The organism is Mesorhizobium sp. M0870, from assembly GCF_040319775.1.
Taxonomy (GTDB): Bacteria; Pseudomonadota; Alphaproteobacteria; order Rhizobiales; family Rhizobiaceae; genus Mesorhizobium.
Window position 1 is genome coordinate 17,436 of the sequence record NZ_JAMYOI010000001.1, and the last position, 21,139, is coordinate 38,574.

22 protein-coding genes and 1 pseudogene are annotated in these 21,139 nt (G+C 62.3%); 4 read left to right on the plus strand and 19 right to left on the minus strand.

Annotation, left to right across the window (positions count from 1 at the left end):
- Positions 1–15 precede the first annotated feature (15 nt).
- Positions 16–2,157, plus strand: coding sequence for a putative bifunctional diguanylate cyclase/phosphodiesterase (locus tag NKH97_RS00110; RefSeq protein ID WP_352795200.1), 2,142 nt, complete (start codon positions 16–18; stop codon positions 2,155–2,157).
- Between the two features lie 12 nt (positions 2,158–2,169).
- On the opposite strand, the gene NKH97_RS00115 is transcribed toward NKH97_RS00110, so the two are convergent.
- Complete coding sequence (locus NKH97_RS00115) at positions 2,170–3,060, minus strand: fatty acid desaturase family protein (protein ID WP_352795201.1); 891 nt, start codon at positions 3,058–3,060, stop codon at positions 2,170–2,172.
- A gap of 111 nt (positions 3,061–3,171) precedes the next feature.
- On the opposite strand from NKH97_RS00115, the gene NKH97_RS00120 reads away from it, so the two are divergent.
- Positions 3,172–4,083 (plus strand): LysR substrate-binding domain-containing protein, encoded by a 912-nt coding sequence (locus NKH97_RS00120; RefSeq protein ID WP_128303041.1) that lies wholly within the window; start codon positions 3,172–3,174, stop codon positions 4,081–4,083.
- Positions 4,084–4,101: 18 nt separating this feature from the next.
- Here NKH97_RS00120 and NKH97_RS00125 read toward each other — a convergent pair whose 3' ends face one another.
- The 5 genes from NKH97_RS00125 to NKH97_RS00145 form a co-directional block, all read right to left on the minus strand.
- Positions 4,102–4,374 carry a DUF3303 domain-containing protein gene (locus NKH97_RS00125; protein WP_023812883.1) on the minus strand — a complete coding sequence of 91 codons (273 nt, stop codon included), beginning with the start codon at positions 4,372–4,374 and terminating at the stop codon, positions 4,102–4,104.
- An 18-nt stretch (positions 4,375–4,392) separates the two neighbouring features.
- Positions 4,393–5,856 (minus strand): RimK family ATP-grasp domain-containing protein, encoded by a 1,464-nt coding sequence (locus tag NKH97_RS00130; protein WP_023812882.1) that lies wholly within the window; start codon positions 5,854–5,856, stop codon positions 4,393–4,395.
- Entirely contained in the window at positions 5,856–6,959 is a 1,104-nt protein-coding gene (locus tag NKH97_RS00135) for a peptidase C39 family protein (protein ID WP_352630842.1), read from the minus strand. Before NKH97_RS00135 ends, NKH97_RS00130 begins: the two co-directional genes overlap by 1 nt.
- Positions 6,960–7,269: 310 nt before the next feature.
- A complete protein-coding gene (locus tag NKH97_RS00140) occupies positions 7,270–8,061 on the minus strand; it encodes an anti-sigma factor family protein (RefSeq protein WP_352443177.1) in 792 nt (263 codons plus the stop codon).
- On the minus strand, positions 8,058–8,576 hold the full coding sequence (locus tag NKH97_RS00145; protein ID WP_023812879.1) for an RNA polymerase sigma factor: 519 nt from the start codon (positions 8,574–8,576) through the stop codon (positions 8,058–8,060). Before NKH97_RS00145 ends, NKH97_RS00140 begins: the two co-directional genes overlap by 4 nt.
- Positions 8,577–8,795: 219 nt before the next feature.
- On the opposite strand from NKH97_RS00145, the gene NKH97_RS00150 reads away from it, so the two are divergent.
- Together NKH97_RS00150 and NKH97_RS00155 are read left to right on the plus strand one after the other, a co-directional pair.
- Complete coding sequence (locus NKH97_RS00150) at positions 8,796–9,047, plus strand: type II toxin-antitoxin system Phd/YefM family antitoxin (protein ID WP_023812878.1); 252 nt, start codon at positions 8,796–8,798, stop codon at positions 9,045–9,047.
- Positions 9,040–9,435: a hypothetical protein gene (locus NKH97_RS00155; protein ID WP_352795202.1), complete on the plus strand. Its 396-nt coding sequence runs from the start codon at positions 9,040–9,042 to the stop codon at positions 9,433–9,435. The genes NKH97_RS00150 and NKH97_RS00155 overlap by 8 nt, the downstream gene beginning before the upstream one ends.
- A gap of 50 nt (positions 9,436–9,485) precedes the next feature.
- On the opposite strand, the gene NKH97_RS00160 is transcribed toward NKH97_RS00155, so the two are convergent.
- The 13 genes and pseudogenes from NKH97_RS00160 to pyrE form a co-directional block, all read right to left on the minus strand.
- Entirely contained in the window at positions 9,486–12,230 is a 2,745-nt protein-coding gene (locus NKH97_RS00160) for a DUF2339 domain-containing protein (protein WP_352795203.1), read from the minus strand.
- Positions 12,231–12,342: 112 nt separating this feature from the next.
- Entirely contained in the window at positions 12,343–12,861 is a 519-nt protein-coding gene (locus tag NKH97_RS00165) for a PaaI family thioesterase (protein ID WP_023812876.1), read from the minus strand.
- Positions 12,858–13,634 carry a DNA repair protein RecO gene (recO, locus tag NKH97_RS00170; RefSeq protein WP_352677450.1) on the minus strand — a complete coding sequence of 259 codons (777 nt, stop codon included), beginning with the start codon at positions 13,632–13,634 and terminating at the stop codon, positions 12,858–12,860. Before recO ends, NKH97_RS00165 begins: the two co-directional genes overlap by 4 nt.
- A gap of 132 nt (positions 13,635–13,766) precedes the next feature.
- Positions 13,767–14,924 carry a porin gene (locus NKH97_RS00175; RefSeq protein ID WP_352609813.1) on the minus strand — a complete coding sequence of 386 codons (1,158 nt, stop codon included), beginning with the start codon at positions 14,922–14,924 and terminating at the stop codon, positions 13,767–13,769.
- Positions 14,925–15,474: 550 nt separating this feature from the next.
- Positions 15,475–15,606 carry a hypothetical protein gene (locus tag NKH97_RS00180; protein WP_352609815.1) on the minus strand — a complete coding sequence of 44 codons (132 nt, stop codon included), beginning with the start codon at positions 15,604–15,606 and terminating at the stop codon, positions 15,475–15,477.
- A gap of 45 nt (positions 15,607–15,651) precedes the next feature.
- Positions 15,652–16,325 (minus strand): annotated as a pseudogene (locus NKH97_RS00185) (phosphotransferase).
- 5 nt (positions 16,326–16,330) lie between these two features.
- A complete protein-coding gene (gene era / locus NKH97_RS00190; RefSeq protein WP_128303038.1) occupies positions 16,331–17,257 on the minus strand; it encodes a GTPase Era in 927 nt (308 codons plus the stop codon).
- Complete coding sequence (gene rnc, locus NKH97_RS00195; RefSeq protein ID WP_352441267.1) at positions 17,254–18,006, minus strand: ribonuclease III; 753 nt, start codon at positions 18,004–18,006, stop codon at positions 17,254–17,256. The genes era and rnc overlap by 4 nt, the downstream gene beginning before the upstream one ends.
- On the minus strand, positions 18,006–18,755 hold the full coding sequence (gene lepB, locus NKH97_RS00200) for a signal peptidase I (RefSeq protein ID WP_013532585.1): 750 nt from the start codon (positions 18,753–18,755) through the stop codon (positions 18,006–18,008). The genes rnc and lepB overlap by 1 nt, the downstream gene beginning before the upstream one ends.
- Before the next feature lie 78 nt (positions 18,756–18,833).
- A complete protein-coding gene (acpS, locus tag NKH97_RS00205; protein ID WP_027038035.1) occupies positions 18,834–19,247 on the minus strand; it encodes a holo-ACP synthase in 414 nt (137 codons plus the stop codon).
- Positions 19,244–19,843: a DUF2062 domain-containing protein gene (locus tag NKH97_RS00210; protein ID WP_128303036.1), complete on the minus strand. Its 600-nt coding sequence runs from the start codon at positions 19,841–19,843 to the stop codon at positions 19,244–19,246. The genes acpS and NKH97_RS00210 overlap by 4 nt, the downstream gene beginning before the upstream one ends.
- Positions 19,844–20,098: 255 nt before the next feature.
- Entirely contained in the window at positions 20,099–20,479 is a 381-nt protein-coding gene (locus NKH97_RS00215; protein ID WP_352630857.1) for a VOC family protein, read from the minus strand.
- 70 nt (positions 20,480–20,549) lie between these two features.
- Entirely contained in the window at positions 20,550–21,128 is a 579-nt protein-coding gene (gene pyrE, locus NKH97_RS00220) for an orotate phosphoribosyltransferase (RefSeq protein ID WP_127289373.1), read from the minus strand.
- Positions 21,129–21,139 lie beyond the last annotated feature (11 nt).

Consider the following 21,139-nt stretch of genomic DNA (forward strand, 5'->3'; position numbering starts at 1 on the left):
TCCGCAGGCGCGCTCATGCCCGTCGCTGATGCCAAGGATGGTTCGACCAACCCGAAACGGGAGGCCGAAGGCATGGACCGCTCCCGCCACATGGAAGACGAACTGCGCGAGCAGAACCAACGCTTTTCGGCTGCGGTCGAGAACATGTCGCACGGCCTGTGCATGTTCGACGCCGACGAGCGGATGATCATCTGCAACGGCAACTACCTGAACATCTTTTGCCTCGAAGCCAGCGTGATAAGGCCCGGCATCCGGTTCCTCGACATTCTGCGCCACAGCGCCGATATCGGCATCGCCTCGCAAACCGCCGACGAACTCTACGCCATCCGCAAGCCCTATATCGATCAGGCAAAGCCCTCGACCTACGAAGAAACACTGTCGGACGGCCGCATCGTCAGCATCTCGCACCGCCCTCTGACTCTGGGCGGCTGGGTCTCGATCTATGAGGACATCACTGAGCAGCGCCGCGCGCAAGAGGATCTCAAGGAGCAGCACCGCCGCTTCGACGCAGCGCTCGCCAACATGTCGCAAGGCCTGCTGATGTATGACGCCGACGGCAAGATGATCGTGCGCAACGGGCGTTTCCTAGAACTCTACAACGTCACCGCGGCGGACTTCCCGCTTGGAACGACGCACCGCGACGCGCTCGAACGATTGCTGGAACTCGGCATCTATACGAAGATCGATGTCGACAGCGAAGTCGCCAAGACCGAAGCCTGCCTGGTGGCGAGAAAAATGCATTCGGCCTATCGGCATCTTACCGACGGCAGGACGGTTCTGGTCACCCGCCAGCCGATGAGCGGCGGCGGTTGGGTGGCGACCTTCGACGATGTTACGGAGCGCTGCCGTACCGAAGAGCGCATGACCCATCTTGCGCATCACGACATGCTGACCGGACTGCCCAACCGCTCGATGTTTCGCGAACGGCTCGACCTTGCGCTGGAGGACACGGCGGCCACGCCGCTGGCGATCTTCTCGCTCGATCTCGATCGCTTCAAGGCGGTCAACGACACTTGGGGACATCCGGCCGGCGACTGGCTGCTGAAGAGCGTGGCCGAGCGGCTGCAGCGCTGCCTTCATAATGAAAACGACGTCGTTGCCCGCTTCGGCGGTGACGAATTCGTCATCATCCAGTTCAATTTCAAGGGCATTGCCAATGCTGAAAAACTCGCGAAGCGCATCATCGAGACAATAGGAAAACCGTTCCGCGACAAGAGCCGCGAGATGCATATCGGCATCAGCCTGGGCATAGCGGTTTTCCCCGACGACGGTGGAGATGCCGACACGCTGCTGAGGAACGCCGATACGGCGCTTTACCGGGCGAAGAGCGAAGGGCGCAATCAGTATCGGTTCTTCGAACCCGGAATGGACGCTATGGTACAGGCACGGCGTGCGCTGGAGATCGACCTCGAGACCGCGCTGCCGCGCCAGGAATTCGACCTCGACTTCCAGCCCATCATGAACATCGCATCCGGGGAGATCGTCGGCGCGGAAGCCTTGATGCGCTGGCATTCGCCGACACGCGGCACGGTGGCGCCGGACAGCCTCATTCCGGTCGCCGAAGACACTGGATTGATCGTGCCGCTTGGCGAATGGGCGCTGAGGAAAGCTTGCACGGCGGCGGCCGACTGGCCCGCCGGCCTGCGCGTCGCGGTCAATGTCTCGGCCGTGCAACTTAAAAGCGGCAGCTTCGCCCGCAGCGTCATCTCGGCGCTGGCTTTCTCCGGCGTGCCAGCCGATCGGTTGGAACTGGAGATAACCGAAACCGTGCTGATGGACGAAAGCGAGGCGGTGCTAAGGACGCTGCGGCAGTTGCGCGAACTCGGCGTCCGTATCGCGCTGGACGATTTCGGCATCGGCTATTCTTCGCTCGGCTATCTCAGGCGTTTTCCCGTCGACAAGATCAAGATCGATCGTTCGTTCATCCACGACCTGGGCAATCGTGACGCCGCGGCGATCGTTCGCACCGTCATCGGGCTGGGCGCCGAGCTTGGCATCACTGTCACCGCCGAGGGGGTCGAGACCGAGGCGCAACTCGACATCCTGCGCGGCAATGGCTGTACAGAGGCGCAGGGCTATCTGATCGGCGTGCCGTCAACGGCCGCCGAGATCCAGCGTCTGTTGAAATCCCGAGCGCTCCACAGCCAGACCGGCTGAGGCCGGCCATCGTCAACGCAGCGTGTCGATGTATTTGCCGTGGAAGCTGACATAGCCGGGCTCGACCACCTTGAGATGCCGCTCGATCAGCGCATGAAACCGCGGCAGTTGATGAAACGGCACGCCTGGATAGGCATGATGCTCGGCATGGAACGGCATGTTCCACGCCAGCCTGCGGACCAGCCAGTTGGTCAGCGTGGTCCTGGTGTTCTCCAGCATGTTGGCGACGAACGGACAACGGCCGTGCTCGGCTAAGAGATAGAGGCGCAGAAACGGCTGCCCCAACAGAGCGGGCAAGATCCAGACATAGAGAAGCACCGAGAGCCGGAAATAGACGGCCAGCAGAAGGACCACGGCGTAAAAGGCAATTATGGCGCGTGCCTCGATGCGCACCTTGTCATAGCCCTTTGGCGGAACGTAGCTTTCCCGGCCGCGGTCCATCGCATTGGCATAAAGCGTCTTGAGGTGGCCCCACCACAAAGGGATGCCGGATATGTGGACGAGATATTGCCGCCATGTCTCCGGTTTGGGGAAGGCCAGTTCCGGGTCGTTCTGCGGGTCCTGCGTGTATCGATGGTGGGCGAAATGGAAATAGCGAAACCAGTCCGCCGGCAGCGCGATCGCCAGGCTGCACACCCGCGCCACGGCATCGTTCAGCCATTGCGACTCAAAGGCCGTGCGATGGACCGTTTCGTGCAGCAGCGTGAACAGGAAGACGATGAGGATACCTTGCGGCAGCATCAGCAGTGGCCAGAACGGCACCTTGACGGCGATCAGCGATCCGACGACCATGATCGCGCCCCAATGAGCAGCAAGCTGAACGAGGCCCGCAACATCAGACTTGGCGGTCAGCCGATTGCGCTCCTCCTGCGTCAGCGATGAAATTACGTCACGATGATCCACGTGCTTCGATCCAGACTGGAGTTTGATGAACCCACTGTAGCCAATGAACAACCTTTCCAAAAACGACGATTTCTGCAATCTAGATAAGCTGAACTTATCTATTCGGTGATTATGGCCGTACCTCCTTCTCTCAAAGGGCTTCAAGCTTTCGAGGCTGCGGCCCGTATAGGCAGCTTTGCCGCGGCGGCGGAAGAGCTTTCGGTGTCGGCCGCTGCCGTCAGTCAGCTCATCCGCACGGTCGAGGAGCAGATGGGCCGCAAGCTGTTCCACCGCGTCAACCGGCGCGTCGTCCTCACCGAGGCAGGCGTCGAGATGCTGCCCAGGCTGACCATGGCCTTCCAGGAGATCGGCAGCGTCGCGCGCCAGCTGGGCGGCGATACGTTCCGCCCACGCCTTGTGGTGTCGGTGCCGCCATCCATGGCCATGGGTTGGCTTTCGCAGCGTCTCGCTGGTTTTGCCTCAAGCCATGGCGTCGTCGACATATCGCTCAGAGGCGACGACGACCCGGTGCCGTTCGACCGTGAACTGATCGACATCAGGCTCTCCTATGGGCCGCATTATCGCGAGCACCCGACCGAGGACATCGTCCAGGACGCAGTCTATCCCGTGTGTGCCCCCGGGCTGGCGGACACAATCAAACCCGAGGGCCTGGCCAGCCTGCCGCTTATCCACACGGGCTGGGGACCGACTGGTGCGTCCTTTCCGTCCTGGCACAACTGGTTCGAGGCGGCCGGCATCGAGCCCGGCCGGGCAGCGCAGCGCGGCCTCTCGGCCAACTCATCGCGCGCGGCTCTCGACCTTGCCATTTCGGGATTGGGCGTGGCGCTGGCGCAAGGGATCTACTGTGCCGCGGCGCTGGCAGACGGCCGACTTGTCAGGCCCCTCGCCCAGGCACTGGAGCTGCGCCAGCCCTATTGCCTGACGATCCCGGAGCGCAGCGCCAGGCGCGATGTCGTGGCCGCGTTTCGCCTGTGGCTGATCGACGAGTGTCGGCGCGCAGTCGGCTCGCCGGCACTGCGTTGACGTAGTGTGCGGCGATGATCAGAGGTGCCCGCTCAATGCCTCAGCCATGTCCTTGTTTGTCGCCACGGGAACGATCTCGAATTCCACCAGATCCGCCCATTCGATGACCCAGCGCTGCAGCAGCGTGACGTCATTGGCTTCCACCAGCAGGAAGCAACGGCTCATGTCCGCCGCGATCCAGCTGTGGTGCACGAGAAGCTCGTCCGGCTTTAGGCGGCCCCGGTCGCGAAAGCGACGGTAGATCTCCTTGCGATCGCAGCCGGTGAAATCCTCGATGACGATGAACTGCATGTTCTACCCCCGATCAAATTACCGCCCCGGCCGGTCCAGCCGCTCCAGGAACCACTGCGTCAGCCGCACCCAGACCTCGTCCTTCTCGCCGGAATCCTCCCAGCCATGGTCGAGGTTGGGATTGTCGTTGACCTCTATGACGAAGACGCCGTCCTTGGTCTCCTTGAGATCGACTCCATAGAGCCCGTCACCGATGCAGCGCGCCGCCTTCACTGCCGTCTCGACGACATGCGCCGGCGTTTCCTTTAGCGTGAAGGTCTTGATGCCGCCCTGGTCGGGCTTGCCGTTGGCCTTGTGGTTGACGATCTGCCAGTGCTTCTTGGCCATCAGATAGTGCACGGCAAACAATGGCTGGCCGCCGAGCACGCCGACGCGCCAGTCATACTCGGTCGGAATGAATTTCTGCGCGATCAGAAGGTCGGAATCCTCCAGCCATTCGGTGGCCAGCGTCTTCAGTTCCTCGAAATTGGCGCATTTCTTGACGCCGCGCGAGAACGACGAATCCGGGATCTTCAGCACCAGCGGAAAGCCCAGGGTCTGCGCCGCCAGTTCGAGATCCGAGGTGCCGGCGATCATCACCGTCGGCGGCACCGGCACCTTGTTGTAGGCCATCAGCTCGTTGAGATAGACCTTGTTGGTGCAGCGGATCATCGACAGCGGATCGTCGATCACCGGCATTCCTTCCTGCTGGGCGCGGCGGGCGAAACGATAGGTGTGGTTGGAGATCGAGGTGGTCTCGCGGATGAACAGCGCGTCGTAATTGGCGAGCTTGGCGAGGTCCCGTTTGGTGATCGGCTCGATTTCGACGCCCATCTTCTCGGCGATCTTGGCCCAATAGCGCAGCGACGATATCTCCGAGGGCGGCAATTCCTCATGCGGGTCGACCAGCGTGGCGAAGGTGTAGCGCGCCGGCGTGCGGCCCTTGGTGTCGCGCCATTCGCGGTTGGTGTAGGTCTCCAGGCACTGGATGAAGCTTTTTTCCTCGTCCTCGGTCATCCGCGCCAGCGGATGGAAACCGATCTTGCGGATCGAGGCCCATTCGGCGCTGTCCTTGATGTGGACTTCGAGCGCCGGCGCGCGGAACCAGTCGAACAGAAGTTTGGCGAAGCGGTCCCAGATTTTCGACGGGCCGATGCCGAAGAAGATGCAGACCTTTTGCGGAAAAACGTCGCCGAGGTCCTTGCGGCATTTGTTGAGCGCCAGCTCCAGTTCCGGCAGCGCGTGTTCATAGAGCTTGCGCTCCGAAAGGTCGATCATCGTTTCGACCGTCGGGATCACCTTGTGGCCGCGCGAGCTTGCCAGCAGCGACGCATAGTAGCCGCGGCTCTGGTAGGCGTAATTGTTCGACAGGTTGATGACCTTCGGCCGCTGGCCGCGAAACAGTGACGGATGCGCGAGATAGTCGCGATTGGTGATGATCTTGTGCGGTGTCGCCACCTGGTCGAGATCGCTCTGCCTGCCGGTAAGGATGACCCAGGTCATTATCTGTCACGCTTTCCCAGAGTGATGGCGGCACGCAGTCCATCGCGACCGAACTGCGCCATGTTCATGAAGATGCCGTAAGGCACGGGAATGTTGGCTGCATCGAGAATGGTCTCCTGCCTTTCATCCTCGACCCAAGGGTCGTGGATCAGGATATGGTCGCCGTCATCGCCGATCGCCAGCACCCAGTGCGGCACCTTCTTGCCGAACATCAGGAAGCCGCTGATCAGCACCAGCACCAGCTTTCCCCCAGCGATCGCAGCGCGGATATCGTCGATTGTGAATGCACGGTAATTCACCGGGATACCGTAAAGTTCCGCGCGTCGGCGAAAGTCGACCTGGGCCAGTTCCATCACCCTGCGCTTGTCCTCACTGCGCACCGATTGCAGGAACAGCGCGCCATAGAAGGAAACGTAGATCTCCACCGCGAGCCCGCTTTCGTAGCCCGAGACAGCAAGGCCGAACGGTTCGCAACCACCGGGACCCGACATCATGAAGACGGTCGTCGCTTCACGCCACAGGCGGATTTCCATGACCGGATCCGGCACGAAGCCGCGATCGAAATTGGCCATCGCCATCATCAGGCAGCACGGGCCGCAGGTGAATTCGCAGGTCTGCGGGTAGAACGGAACCTTGGTGGCGATCGGAATGCCGCCACGCAAGGTCTTTTCGTAGCGAAGTGCCGTTTCGCCATCCTCATAGTAGCCGGGCTCACGGCCGATCTTGCGATAACCGGCCCGTTCGTAGATGCGGATCGCGCGGCTGTTGTCCTCGCGAACTTCGAGGCGCAGCATCATGCGGTCGTGCTCGAAGGCGGCATCTTCGGCGGATCCGAGCAGCATGCGGCCGACACCCAGTCCGCCGAAAAACGGACTGGTCGCAATCGAGTAGAGGCGCGCCACGCCGCTGCCCTTGCGAAACAGCACGATCGCATAGCCGGCCACGCGGCCGTCGACTTCGGCGACCAGCGTCTCGGCGGTTTCACGCTCGATGAACAGGCGGAAGGAGCGGCGGGAAATACGGTCGCTTGAGAAAACAGCTTTCTCAATGGCGGCGAGATCATCGACGTCAGACGCGCGGGCCGTGCGGATCTCGGCAGGCATGCGGCTTCAGAAAACCTCGATTGGTGGTGGAAATGGCCCTACTCGAACACGTCCTTGACGCCAACCAGGGCGTTGGGAAAACCGGCGTCCACCTGGGCGCACGAAGTCCGCTCCACCACCTTGAATCTTCGCCTCGGGTTTCCAAAAACCGTTTCCGATTTTCGGGGCGATGCGACGGCATTCATCAAGCGCTATCGCACCTCGATTAGGGCCGAATTGTGACAAATCCGACGCCGGCCCGACGGGCGCAAAAGGTCCTTCGGCCGGATCAGCATTCGCGCATCGACGGCACCGGCAAAAGCGATGCCGTTCAGCTTGCCAGCCCGTTTACAAGTTGCGTGTAGGCGCTCCTCGCGACCTCGGCCAACCGCTCGCGCGGCAAGGAGCCGACCACGGCACAGCCATAGCCCTTGTCCAGCCAGTAGACGGCCTCGGGTCCGTCTTGCGCGGCGGCGTAGGTGCCCTTGGCATTCTCGGTCGATTCCGTGGTGACGAACAGCGAGATACGCTGCCCATTGCCGTCCTCGTAAAGCAGCATGGCGGCCTTGCTCTCGCCTGCCGGCAACAGCCGGCCGCCCACCAGCTGGAATCCGTCGGCGGTCAGGTCCGGCGCCACCAGCTTCAGCCCTACCCGGTTGGACAGCCAGGTCTGCAGATGGTCCTTGTCGCTGGCCGGCACCTCGACGGCATGCCGCTTTTCGGCGGCATAGATGACATGGGCCGCGATTGCCTGCTCGGCCAGCCGATCTTCCGCCGGGTCCTCCTGGCCGATGCCATCGATGCCGGCAAAGTAGCCACCAAGTCCGCCAGTGACCAGAAGCACGGCGGCAGCAGCGGCAAGCCACCAGCGTGAGCGTGGCACAGATGCCTTGACCGGCACCTCGCCAAGCACGACCTTGCGCAACCGCGCAGGCACGGCTTCGTCCAGCACGTCGGCGAAGGCGGCACGCAGCGCCGCTCGGTCGGCGGTGAAACGGGCGCTCTTGGCCTTCATTTCGGGATTGGCGTCGAGCCAGGCATCGTAGGCCGAGCGCTCATCGCCGGGCAGCTCGCCATCGAGCGCCATGTGGATGTCACGTTCGGAAAAGTCGCGGCGGATCATTTCTCGACGATCCTTATCGCCCGGCGGCGCGCCGTGTCGTCCAGCAACCCGCGCAATTCCTCACGCCCGCGCGCAATGCGCGACATCAGCGTGCCCGCAGGCACGCCCAGAATGTTGGCGGCTTCGGCATAGGAAAAACCTTCGATGGCAACCATGACAAGGGCTGCGCGACGGTCGGGGCTGATCGCCTGCAATGCGTCGATGATCTCGCGCGAGGCAATGCTCTCCATCTGCTCGGCCGGCTGGGCAACGGCCTCGCCCGCCTCCAGCGGCAGCATCGCCGCCTCGCCGCGGCGGTTCACCTTGCGCATCTGATCGATGAACAAATGATGCATGATCGTAAACAGCCACCTCCTGGGGCTTTCTCCTGTCTGCCAATTGTCGAGCCGCACAAGCGCCCGCTCGAGGCAATCCTGAACAAGGTCGTCGGCTGCGTCGCGGTCGCGCAAAAGCGAGCGTGCGTATCGGCGCAGGCGCGGTATTTCGCCAAGGATTGCTGCCTTCTTTTCGTCCATGACCGCTGGTTTTCGAGGTCGCCCTTGTTGATCCGATTGAACGCGCCTTCCGGGCGCGGCGCAAGCGGCCAGCGCGAAGCGGTCCGCCGCTCCGGTCACCCAAGCAATGAGATAACGCTGGCTGGTGCCGATTTATTCCCGACCGGAAGGCAGCGGCAAATCGATTGCTTAGATACGTAAAATATGCACAATAGGTGAAATACATATGAGGACCACCCGATGAAGCAGTTCACCTTTTCAGACATGAACCGGGCGTCCGGCGAAATTCTCGAAACGGCAATGATCGAGCCTGTCGCTCTCACGAAACGTGGCAAGGAGAAGCTGATCATCCTGTCAGCCACCCAATACCGGCAGCTCGTCAGTTCGCCTCATGCCGTAGCCTACACGCTTGAGGACGCGCCGGACGAGATCCACGATGAACTCATGTCCGGATTGGAGGCCATCACAACCGGCGACAAGCCGGATGCTTAAGCCCGGCGATTTGCTTCGATACTACTATCTATGGGCGCGGCAGGCTGATGTCGGCGAGGCGTCCGGCCGCAAGGCGCGGCCCGTCTGCATTGTGGTTAGAACGCCGGCAACGCCTGCCGCACTCTTCTTGTTTCCGCTCACTTCGCAAAAGCCCGACCAGTCCCACACGCATGTTGCCGTGAGCGAAATCGAGTGCCGCAGAGGTGGGCTCGATTTTCCGTCGTGGCTGATTCTAGACGAGTACAACCGCGTACAAGTCGACGAAGCTTATGATCTGGTCACGACGAAGCCAATAGGTTCCTTCAGCCCGGCGTTTGTCCGCAAGATCGCGGGCCTCATCAAAGAGGCAGTCGTACAACGCCGCGTGCGTGGCACCATCCGAAAATAGCGAATAGGCGGTCCATGAACCGGTAAGAACTGTTCACGGAAGCAAGCGTGTCATCCCTCCTTCGCCGCCCGCGTCAGCAGCCGCTGATAAAACAGTCCGATGCCGATCAGCACCGCGCCGAGGCCGATGAAGGACAGCGCCCTGAGCACTCCCTCCAACTCCGACATGTCGAAGATGAAGACTTTCAGCACGGCGATCGCGATCAGCGCGGCCGAGGCAATTCGCAGCACCTGCGACTTCAGCCAGACGCCGGCGGTGAGCAGCGCCACACCGATGACCAGCCAAAGCGCCGAGTAGGTGTAGGTTTCCAGCTGGCCGAGGCCGCTCCACAAGCCGATGAACTCGCCCTTGAACAGACGCCTCACCGAGAGCGTGGCATAGGCGAAGGCAAGCGCGGCAGCCACCACAGCCAACATCTGCGCATACCATTTCGGCCGCTTGTCCCTGGTGTAGAGCGCCAGCGCGCCAACGGCGACCGCTGGCAAGAGATAGGCGAGGAACAACAGGTTGAACACCGGGATGCGGCCGGTCGATTCGTCGGTGAACAATGGGTTCAGCAAGACCAAATGCCTGACAACGATGAAGGCGACCGAGGCCACACCGGCGGCCATCGAACCATAGCGCAGCACCGAGCTTGGCGAGCGCATGTCGATGGCGACCAGGATGGCGCCGGCGCCAATGGCGATCAGCGTGTAGATCGACTGTTCGGCGAGCGTCATGGCACCCGTGTCGATGACGCCGCCGTGCATGGCGTGGCGCACCAGCATGGCGAGCGTGAGCAGCGCAAACAGCGCCGCAGCCGCCTCCATGGCAAGGCGCGGCCGGCCATTCGTGGTGCGGGCGAGCTGCCAGGCGGCGAAGCCGAAGGCCAGCGCCGGTACGCCGTAGCCGGGCAACAGCCAGTTGAAGACCGGTGTCCTCGACAGGAACCCGGCGCCGACAATGGTCGGGTCGAAAGCGACGCGGCCAAGCACCGCGATCACAGCGCCGACCGAAATCCAGCCGAGCACCGGATAGGCGCGCCGGCGCGTGGCCAGCGCCGGCACGATGGCCGCCGCACCGAGCAGGATGGTGGTCCAGCCGGAATCGAAAGCCATATGCATGAGCAGGAGCCCGGCGATGGCCGCGCCGCCCAGGGCAAACGACACCGCGACACCGCCCTTGAGCGGCGGCTCCTCGGCCCGCGCGATCCACTCGCCACCGGCGGCGAAAATGACGACCAGCAGTGCCGCCGCGGCAGCGTAGACAAAGTCACGGTCGAGATTGCCGAAAGTGAACCAGAGCGCCAGCAGGACGACCAGCGGGACGATGACGCCCCACGCTGCCCATGAGGCCGCGCGGATCTGCGTGCCGGCGGCGAACCGGCGTGCGGCCCAGAAGCCGGCGCCGATGAAAACCAGGCCAAGTACGATGCCGATGCGCAAGGTCAGCGCGTTGGACGTGGCCACCGGCAGTCCGTCGACGCCCAGGGCACCGCCCGAAAAATCGGAAGCGATCGAGGTTGGCGGGATGATGCCGAGATAGATCAGCACCATGACCAGTCCCGCGGCATAGAGGAGCGGCAGCGCCAGCGGACGATAAAGCGCGACAGCCACCATTGCGGCGATCACCACCGCGCCCGGCAAGGCATCGCCGGCGGCTGCAAAGACCGGGTCGACCGACAGGCCCAGCGCCGAGAATGCGATGAACAGGCCGGGCACGATAGACGGCCAGTCGAAAACCCTGGCCGGCCCGGTTTCATCGCCACGGCGAGCGAGCCAGACAAGGGCCAGCACAGCCAGCGTGACGGCGTCGATGAACAGGATGGCGGAGAGGTTCGCCCCCCGCGCATCGGTCATGTAAAGGATGGTCCAGACACCGGTGCCGAAAAAGGCCGCCGCCATCAGCGACGTCCAGACGCGCATGCGGGCGATGACGCCGGTGGCGGCGAGCACGATCGCGAGATAGCCGAACAGCGCCCAGGGATTGGGCGCCTGCGAGGCGACCAGCACCGGCGTCACCATGGCACCGACGAGACCGATGCCGGCCAGCGCCTGGCCATGGACGAGGGCTGCCGCGATCGTCGCCACGCCGATGACGCCGAGCAGCGTGAAAGCGAGTGCCGGGCCTATGAAGCCGTAAATGCCATGCGCGGCATAGACGGTGCCGAACAGGATGAAGGCACCGGCAGCAGTCAGGATTGCTGGAATATAAGCGCCGGCGGCCCCTTGCACCGGCACCTTGAAGCCGGTGCGGCGGATGAACTCGCCGCCGGCGACCAGCACCAGGCCGAGCACGCCGGCCATGGCCAGCCGCACGCCGGGACCGAAAATGCCGGCTTCAATGGTGTAGCGGATCAGGAACAGGCCGCCCAGCGCCAGTGCGATGCCGCCAACCCAGACCGCCCAGCGGGTTCCGAGCGCGGTTTCGACATCGGATTGGCGGGCGGCTTTCGCCGCTCCGGGAAGCTCCGCGGGATCCACCGCCTTCGGTGCCGGTTCTGGAGCGGTCCACGGCCCGGAGGCGATCTCGCCGGTCGAGTCTTCCGTGTCCGTGGCTGGCGCCGGGGCGGTGACTGATGCGCTTACCTCCGGCGGAACGATATCGGTCGCAGCCGCTGCGTCCGGAGCCATGTCGGCGGGCGCGTTGTCGTCCACCTGTTCGGACGACTGGGCCGCAGGCGGCACGGCACCGGAAAGGACCAGGCTGCGCAGCGCGCCAAGCTCGCGCTCGACAAGGCCGATGCGGCTCTGCTGGCGCGAAATGATGACGAACAAAGCGATGATGGCGACAAGGCCGATCAGGCTTTCAAACATGGCGGTTCCCCCAAACCAGGCCAGTTTTCACTGACATCCGTCGTACTGACATTCAAATGCGGCGGCCAAGCGGCCAGAAAATCCAAGCTCGGAAAACTCAATGCGCCGCCAGTCAACGCGCCGCCAGATTGGCGGCCGGAAAGATCGAGCATGTTTCGGTGCCGAAAGCCAGCAGCTTGCCGCCGGCATCCTTCAACGTCGCTTCCGACACCGCCAACGTGCGGCCCTTGTGAACAACCCTGCCCTCGCACACCACCTCGCCGGTCCTCGGCGTGATGGGACGCGTCAAATTCACCTTGAACTCCGCCGTCGTATAGGCCTCGCCCTTTTCGAGCAGCGTCTGCACGGCACAGGCCAGTGCCGAATCGAGCAGCGTCGCCGCCCAGCCGCCATGTACGCTGCCCAGCGGATTGAGATGGCGCTCGCTCGGCATGCCACGAAAGACAGCGCGCCCTTCCGAGACTTCGGTGAGAGTGAAATTCAGCTGAAAGGAAATCGGCGGCGCCGGATACTTGCCGTCGACGATGCGCTGCAGCAATTCCAAACCGGTGTATTTCAGGATGTCGGCGTGCGGAATGGTGCCGAGGCCGAGCGGTGAGACCCGGCCAGGATAAAGTTCGACCTCGCTCATGTGATGATTTCTCTGGCTGCGTCCTCGCCAGCTATGGCCTTGCCGCGCGCGTGATGTTTGCGCAAGGCGGCGAGGAAGCCGGTACGAGCGTCTGGCGGCTCGAAGCCGCGCGGCTCATAGACATGGCGGTTGAAGAAGAAGCCGGTGAGCCGGAAGGCGTCCTCGACCGCTGCCGCATCGGCGCGCAGGCCGGAGCCGCGCTGCAGGAAAGCCGGCAGAGCCAGCATCTTGTCGCGCCAAGGCAAACCGGCTTCGCGCGATACCGCGCGTCCCGACTTCGGCGAGACATAGGCCAGGTCCTGTCGCGTGCCGGTGGCGGCACATTGACTGAGATCGAGGCCGAAGCCGAGTTCGTCCAGCACCAGAAGCTCGAAGCGCGCCACCAGTTCGCCGGCAATTTCGGCATCGTCGAGATGGACGATCATTACGGCAAGCGTTTCGTAAAGACCTTCGTGCGCATCGCGCTCGGGCAGCAGGCGCAGATGCGCGGCCATGGTCTGCAAGCCGTAGACGGCGACGGCGCTGTCCATCAGCCGGGCCGCGTTCATCTCGATCGCTTCGGCCTGGAACGTGCCGAGGTGCTCGTCAAGGCGCGCTCGCCACAACAGGTCGACACGGTTGCCGGGCTGGAGAACAGGCTGCTGCTTGCGCGAACGGCCGCCGCGAACAAGGCCGAGATGACGGCCATGCGCTCGCGTCAACACCTCGAGAATGGCGCTGGTTTCGCCATGCTTGCGGGTGCCGAGAATGATTCCCTCGTCGCGCCATTCCATTTCAGGAGCTTTTCACCGATCGGGTGGCGAAATCAAGGTATCGGCTTGGCCCTGGGTAACTCTCATGCCAATGGCATAAAAAACCGCCCGCAGCGATGTGCTGCGGGCGGGCTGGTGAGGTCAGTCGATCTGTTAGAAATTGCGCTGGAAGCGAACGATGCCGCCGACGCTGCTCTTCTTGTCGGCCTTGGTCCAGTTGTTGAAATCGAAGTCGTCGAATTTTCCTGCATTGAGGTAATCGACTTCGGCCGTGATCGTGTAACCGGGGACGATGGTGTAGGCAACGTTGGCCGCGACGCCGAGGTTCTTCCAGTCGTCATAGGAGACCTGGGCGTTGAACGAGGTCTTGTCGTTGAACTTGTAGGTGCCGCCGCCCCAGATCGCCCAGTTTCCGCCCCATGGCTTGTATTGGGTACGGCCTGTGCCGAAGTCGTTGATGTTGTCGTTGGTGCCGTAGCCGCCCATGACGAACAGCGTCAGTTCCTTGCTGACGTTGACGTCCAGACGGACCTTGCCGGACACTTCCTCATAGTTGCTGTCATAGGCCACGACGCCGGTGATCGCACCCCAGTCGCCCTTGTACTTCAAACCGCCGACAACATGCGGAACGTAGCTGTCGATCGTGTTGACGGCGGTGCCTTCTTCGAGCGAGACCACGCCCGTGAAGCCGCTGCCTGCGTCGAAGTAGTAGCTGATGAGGTTGGTATCCTTGACACCATACGGGATGAGCGTGTCCTGGATGACATTGCCGGCATAGCCGATGAACTGGTCGTATACCGTTTCATCCTTGCCGACCCGCAGGCCACCGAGCTGGATCCAGGCGAAATTCAGCGAAGTCTTGCTGGTTCCATCTGCCTTGTTATTGCCGGCTTGCCAGCCAGTGCTTGAGCTTCCGTCATAGTCGCCAGAGGAGTTGCCGAACTGGAACCGGGTCTCGGTGAAGGTCTTCAACGTGCCGAGCTCGGTTTCCTGGCCGGTATAAGTCCTCAGCGTGAAGCGCATGTTCTTGTAATAAGTGTCGTGCCTATCGCCGTCCATGTGATCGGCAACGTTGTTGACACCATCGAACGTGCCGGAATCGCCGACGCCCATGTCGTAGCGGAGATAGCCGCCGATGCGCAGGCAGGTCTCGGTGCCCGGGATGTAGAAGTAGCCGGCGCCATAGACGTCGCAAATCTTGACGTATTCGGCAGGTTCCGGCTCGGCAACGACGACAGCGTCGGCGGCGCGCGCGCCGCTGACCGCGATGAGGGCCGCGGCTGAGCCGAGAAGGAGGCTCTTGATGTTCATTTTCTGACCTCTCCAGTCATAGTTATAAATGGCTTCGGATTTGTGGCTGGCGGCAATGTTTTCCCGCCTCACCCCCACAGCGAAAAAGGCTCGCATCGCTCGCCCTTTTCAGCGGCGAACATACCCATCGATCATCTGTCTTCAATGACGATTTCTCGAATAATGCCAATTCCTTGAACAGATTAATACTGTGTTGCACAAATAACACTTGCGAATCCGACGAGTGGCACAACTGGCACAATGTCATTTATTAAATATATATACCGATACTTTCGCGGCTAAATACAATTGTGACGTGCTATATTTCCAAAATGACCGTATAATGCGGAATATCTACCTGATTTACGCCGAAATCGCCTGAATCTTGCCGCCCCCTTTATCGTCAGATGCCGCCGATCCGCCAAACCCACTTTGATACCGAGGCGAAAAGCGGGATGACGCCTCCAAGCCTGTCTGCCTCTTCCAAAGCGATCGAAACCCCCTGGAGCGCTGTCGCGTCGCTGATTGTGACAGCAGTCAACCGTTGAAGGCGATTCCTTCGCGACGCCTCTCAGTCGACCTTGGCGACGCAGGCGACGTGGTCGCCCGCCTCGATCAGGCGGATCGGCACTCCATAAGTCCGGGAAAGCGTCGTTTCGGTCAGAATGTCCCTGGTCGCGCCATGCGAGGATGGTTCGGCCACAGGATCAGGATCTGGTGGGCGAGAGCGGCTTGAACGTTTGGCGCCTCACGCCCCGTGCGCGTGATCGGCAAGCACTTCATCGATCACATGACGGGATCTTTCAACCTCGACAGGGTTGACGTCGATCTGCCCGGCAACCGTGATCAGCGCCTTCCAAAGCGTCCAGCCACGACCGCGCGCCCACATCGCCCCGTCGGCCGGAAGGCCGGCACGAAACGCCTCCCGGCTTTTGCCTTCCAACAGCGTCCACGCAATCGCCAGATCGCAGGCGGGATCGCCGACGCCGGAGGTTCCGAAGTCGATCACCGCGCTCAACCGGCCTTGCCTGACCAGCAGGTTTCCCCAACTGACGTCACCGTGGAACCAGACCGGTGCACCGTGCCATTGTGCGGCAAGTGCTGCCTCCCACACCGCACTGGCGGCGTCCGTATCGATCTTGCCGTCGAGGGCGGCAATCGCTTGCCGGGCCTCGCCATCGTAGACGCTGAGTGCTCCGCCGCGAAAGAAATTGTGCTGTCCCGGCGCCGGTCCGCCGGCACCTGCAGGGAATAGGCCCCGGCACTCGGCAGCCGCACGGTCATCTCGTCACCGAGATGAAAGGTCCTGTTGTCCCAGCCGCCTGATGCAACCGGCCTGATCGCAAGATCCTTCCACTTGGGAAACTGCGTGGCGATCAATCGGCTGACAAGTGCTATGTCGATATTCGGCTTGCTGACCATCGAGCCTAGCGCGGAAACTCGAGCCCCATCTCGCGATAGCGCTCGGGGTCGTCGCCCCAGTTCTCGCGCACCTTGACGAACAGGAACAGATGCACCTTCTGTTCGAGAATGCCTGCTATCTCCATCCGCGCCGCCTGGCCGATGGCGCGGATGGTCTCGCCCTTGTGGCCGAGAACGATCTTCTTCTGGCTGTCCCGCTCGACATAGATGGTCTGGTCGATGCGCACCGAGCCGTCCGGCTTCTCTTCCCATTTCTCGGTCTCGATATGCGAGGAATAGGGCAGTTCCTGATGCAGCCTGAGATAAAGTTTTTCGCGGGTGATCTCGGCCGCGAGCTGGCGCATCGGCAGGTCCGAGATCTGGTCTTCCGGATAGTACCAGGGACCGACCGGCAGAGCCTCGGCCAGGTAATCGAGCACGTCCTTGCAGCCGGAACCAGTCAGCGCCGAAACCATGAAGGTGCGCTTGAACGGCACCCTTTCGTTCGCTGCCGCCGACAGAGCCAGCAGCGCTTCGTGCTTGACGCGGTCGACCTTGTTGAGGATCAGCACCATCGGCTGGCGCACATCCTTCAGCCGTTCGAGGATGGCGTCGGCGTCGCCCCTGATGCCGCGCTCGGCGTCGATCAAAAGCAGCACGATATCGGCGTCCTTGGCCCCGCCCCAGGCGGTGGTCACCATCGCCGTGTCGAGCCTCCGCTTCGGCTTGAAGATGCCGGGCGTGTCGACGAAAACGATCTGCGCATTGTCATGCGTGGCGATGCCGCGCACGATGGCGCGGGTCGTCTGCACCTTGTGGGTGACGATCGACACCTTGGCGCCGACCAATTGGTTGACCAGCGTCGACTTGCCCGCATTGGGCGCGCCGATCAGGGCAACGAAACCGGAATGCGTGGGGGCAGCTTCCGTTGCCGGTTCTTCGGTGGCGGTCATGCCGCACTCCCTTCACTTGAGCGCGCGCGCTCCGATTTTTGGGCCGATGTGGTGGTCCAGACGCCTTCGCGCAAAAGAAATGCCGAAGCCGCCGCTTCTTCGGCCACCCTGCGGGAGCCGCCAGTACCGCTTATCGGCGCAAAGCCACGGACCTGCAAGGACACGGTGAAGACGGGCTGGTGGTCCGGGCCTTCGCGTTTTTCGATCACATATTCGGGGCGCGCATCGCTGGTCTTGGCAATCCATTCCTGCAGATCGGATTTCGGATTGAGCGGTTTTGCGATCACCGTATGAGAGCGCGGTTCCCAGTAGCGCAGGACGAACCGCCGCGCGGCCTCGATACCACCGTCGACGTAAACCGCCGCGATCAGGGCTTCGACCGCATCCGCGAGGTAGTTTCCGCCTGAGCCACGCGACCGCATCTTCAAGGCAGCATCGGCCCGGACCAGATCTTCGAGCTGCATTTCGATGCCGATTTCCGAGCATGTCCGCGCATCGACCAACGCATTGAAGCGCGGGGCGATTTCACCTTCCGGCGCATTAGGAAATTTCTCGAAAAGCATATCGGCGACGACGAGCCCGAGCACGCGGTCGCCAAGAAATTCAAGACGTTGGTTGTTGGTGGCCGCCTTGACGGCGCTGGAATGCGTCAGGGCGGTCTCGAGCAAACGGACATCCTTGAAGACGTGGCCGGTCTTGGCCTTCACCAAACCGGCCAGAGTTTCGCCTGTCGGACGCTTCAAAGCCATCAATTGACGAAGTGGAACAGGCGCGAAGCGCGCATCAGCGACGGCCATTTCCAGATTTCGAGAGGGCTCGCCTTGCCGGCGATCGAGAAGAAAACAAGATTGGCGCGGCCAACCAGATTTTCCGCGGGAACGTAGCCGACGGTGAAACGGCTGTCCGCGGAATTGTCCCGGTTGTCGCCCATCATGAAATAGTGGCCGGGCGGCACGTCGAATTCGCGGGTGTTGTCGCCGATCGAGTTCGAATTCAGGTCGAGCGTGTCGTAGCTGACGCCGTTGGGCAAGGTCTCACGATACACATCGATCGGGCGCGATTCCTCGGTGATGTCGGGATTGTCGATCTGGCCTGTTTTCACGCGCGGCACGCCGACGCCGTTGATGAAAAGCTGGCCGTCCTTGACCTGGATCTTGTCACCCGGCAGGCCGACAACGCGCTTGATGTAGTCGACGGACGGATCAGGCGGGAACTTGAAAACCGCTACGTCGCCGCGCTTCGGCTCGGAGCCCCAGATGCGGCCTGAAAAAATATCGGGTCCGAAAGGCAGCGAGTAGCGCGAATAGCCGTAGGACCATTTGGTGACGAACAGATAGTCGCCTTCCAAAAGCGTCGGCCGCATCGATCCCGACGGGATCGAAAAAGGCTGGAACAGCAGCGTGCGGATGACCAGGGCGAGCAAAAGCGCCTGGACGATGACGCTGACGGTCTCGCCAAGCCCGCCGGATTTCTTCTCGGATTTTTCAGCCACGCTCATGTCGTCCTCGATTGTGCGTTGGATGGTATAGAGTCTCGGCGCGCGCTGGGCAACGTCAATGCCGGTCGTCAGAGGCAATCAATGTGGCGCTTCTTCGACGGGCAGCGCCTCGATGATCACAAAGGCTTGAGCGAGCGGGAAATCATCCGTGATGGTGAGGTGGATCGCCGCCCGGTGGCCCTTTGGCAGGATTTTGTCCAGCCTGGCCTGCGCTCCTCCCGTCAGCGCCATGGTCGGCGCGCCACTGGGCAGGTTGACGACACCCATGTCGCGCCAGAACACGCCCTGCGCCAGACCGGTGCCCAGCGCCTTGGCGCAGGCCTCCTTGGCAGCGAACCGCTTGGCATAGGAGGCCGCGCGGGCGCGTCGATTGTCCGAACGCGCCTGTTCGATCTCGGTGTAGATTCTCTGGATGAAGCGCTGGCCGTGACGCTCCAGCGACTTTTCGATGCGTCTGATGTCGATCAGGTCGCTGCCGATGCCGATGATCATCGCGCGGTGGAACCGATGCTTGCGCCGGGATGGGACGATTGCGCATGCCGGCTTGCACGCTCGGCCAGACGCTTGCGCCGCTGTTCGCGGAAAGCGTTCATGCCCCAGCGCGTGATGGCGTAGAACAGCAGCCCGAAGGCGAGCCCGAGCGGAACCGCGCCGATCAGCATCGGTTCGAGGACCGGTTTCCACAATTGCGCGAAGGAGAGATTATGCAGCATCTCGCCCAGATGTGCCGGCGGCCCATGCGTCGGCAGGCGGTCATGCAGGATGAGCTTGCCCGTTTCCCACGACGCGCCCCATAGCAACGGGAAGGTCAGCGGGTTGCCGAAAAAAACCGCGCCGAGAGCGGCCGCCACCAGATTGCCGGCGATCACCCAGCACAGGAGGGCAGCGATGATGAAATGGAAACCGACGGGAAAGAATGAAGCGAAGACACCGGCCGCAACACCGGCCGCAACCGCATGCGGTGTGGCCTTCAGCCGCAGGATGCGCTTGGAAAAATACTGAAGCGAGCGCGAAAACGAGCGGCGCGGCCAAAGGTAGGTACGCACCCGCTCATAAAGGCCATCAGGCTTGCGGCGTCGAAAAAGCACTCTGTTCCCGTTCCACAGCGCCCGCAACGGCACCTTCAGCCGGGCGTGGCAGCCACATCTTGCGCTTGACTATCACCCTATGGCAATCGCCACCTTATATAACGACGCGCTGGCGCAAGAACAACCAAACACCTTCTATGCGCCGCGCTTGTCGCCGCCCTTCGGGGCGGCAGGTCTTGCTTCGAACATTGGATAATCGCGGCGAATTTAGGGAACCGGCAGTCGCATCGCCGAAAGGCGCATCGCCGCCGGCGGCTACCGCAGGTATTCGCTGACCTCGACCAGATTGCCGTCTGGGTCACGGAAATAGACCGACATCATAGGACCTCTAGCCCCGACACGTTCGACCGGGCCGAGTTCCACCGCCACACCATTGGCCGCGAGCCGGGCACGGACCTCATCCAGTGGCCGGTCGGTGATCAGGCAGAAATCACCTGATCCTGATGTCGGCGACTTCGCCTTGGGCTCGAAGGTGCGGCCGACCTCATGCACATTGATCTTATGGGTACCGAAAGCCAGCGCCGTCGGCCGATCCGCCGCGTCGATGCGCTCAAAACCCAGCACGCGCTGGTAAAACTCACAGGTCACTTCCAGCGAAGCGACCGTCAGCACGAAATGATCGATGCCGGCGATCATTTCCAATCTGTCTCACGCATGTCGCTTTCCCCAAAACCGCCGCACACTGTTGGGCGAAAAAAATGCCCCGTCAGATGTTGCGGCTGCCGGGCTTGATCGCCGGGATGGCGGCAAGCTCCGGCGGCAGCCGGTCGGCCGGATAGGCCGGGACCTCATACTCGGCAAGCGCGATGAGCGGCACACCGACATCGGTCTTGCCAGCCGAACGATCAATGATGCAGGCCGCGGCCACCACCTCGGCGCCAAGATCGCGCAGGCACTCGATGGTCTCACGGATCGACAGGCCAGTGGTGACGATGTCCTCGACGATGACGACACGCGAGCCCCTGGCGATCTCGAAGCGGCGCAAGCGGAACTTGCCGCCTTCCCGCTCGACCCAGATCGCCGGCACGCGCAGATGACGCGAGGTCTCATAGGCCGGGATCAGCCCTCCGATCGCCGGGCCTACGACATAGTCGATCTTGCCTGGCACGCCAGCGCGTATCTTCTCGGCCAACGCCTTGCACAGAAGCTCGGTCTTGTCGGCATGCATGAACACGCGCGCCTTCTGCAGGAAGACCGGACTGCGCAGGCCCGAGGTCAAAATGAAATGCCCTTCCAGAACAGCACCCGCCTCGCGGAAAATGCCCAGCACTTCATCGGTGTTCATGTCTGCCTCTT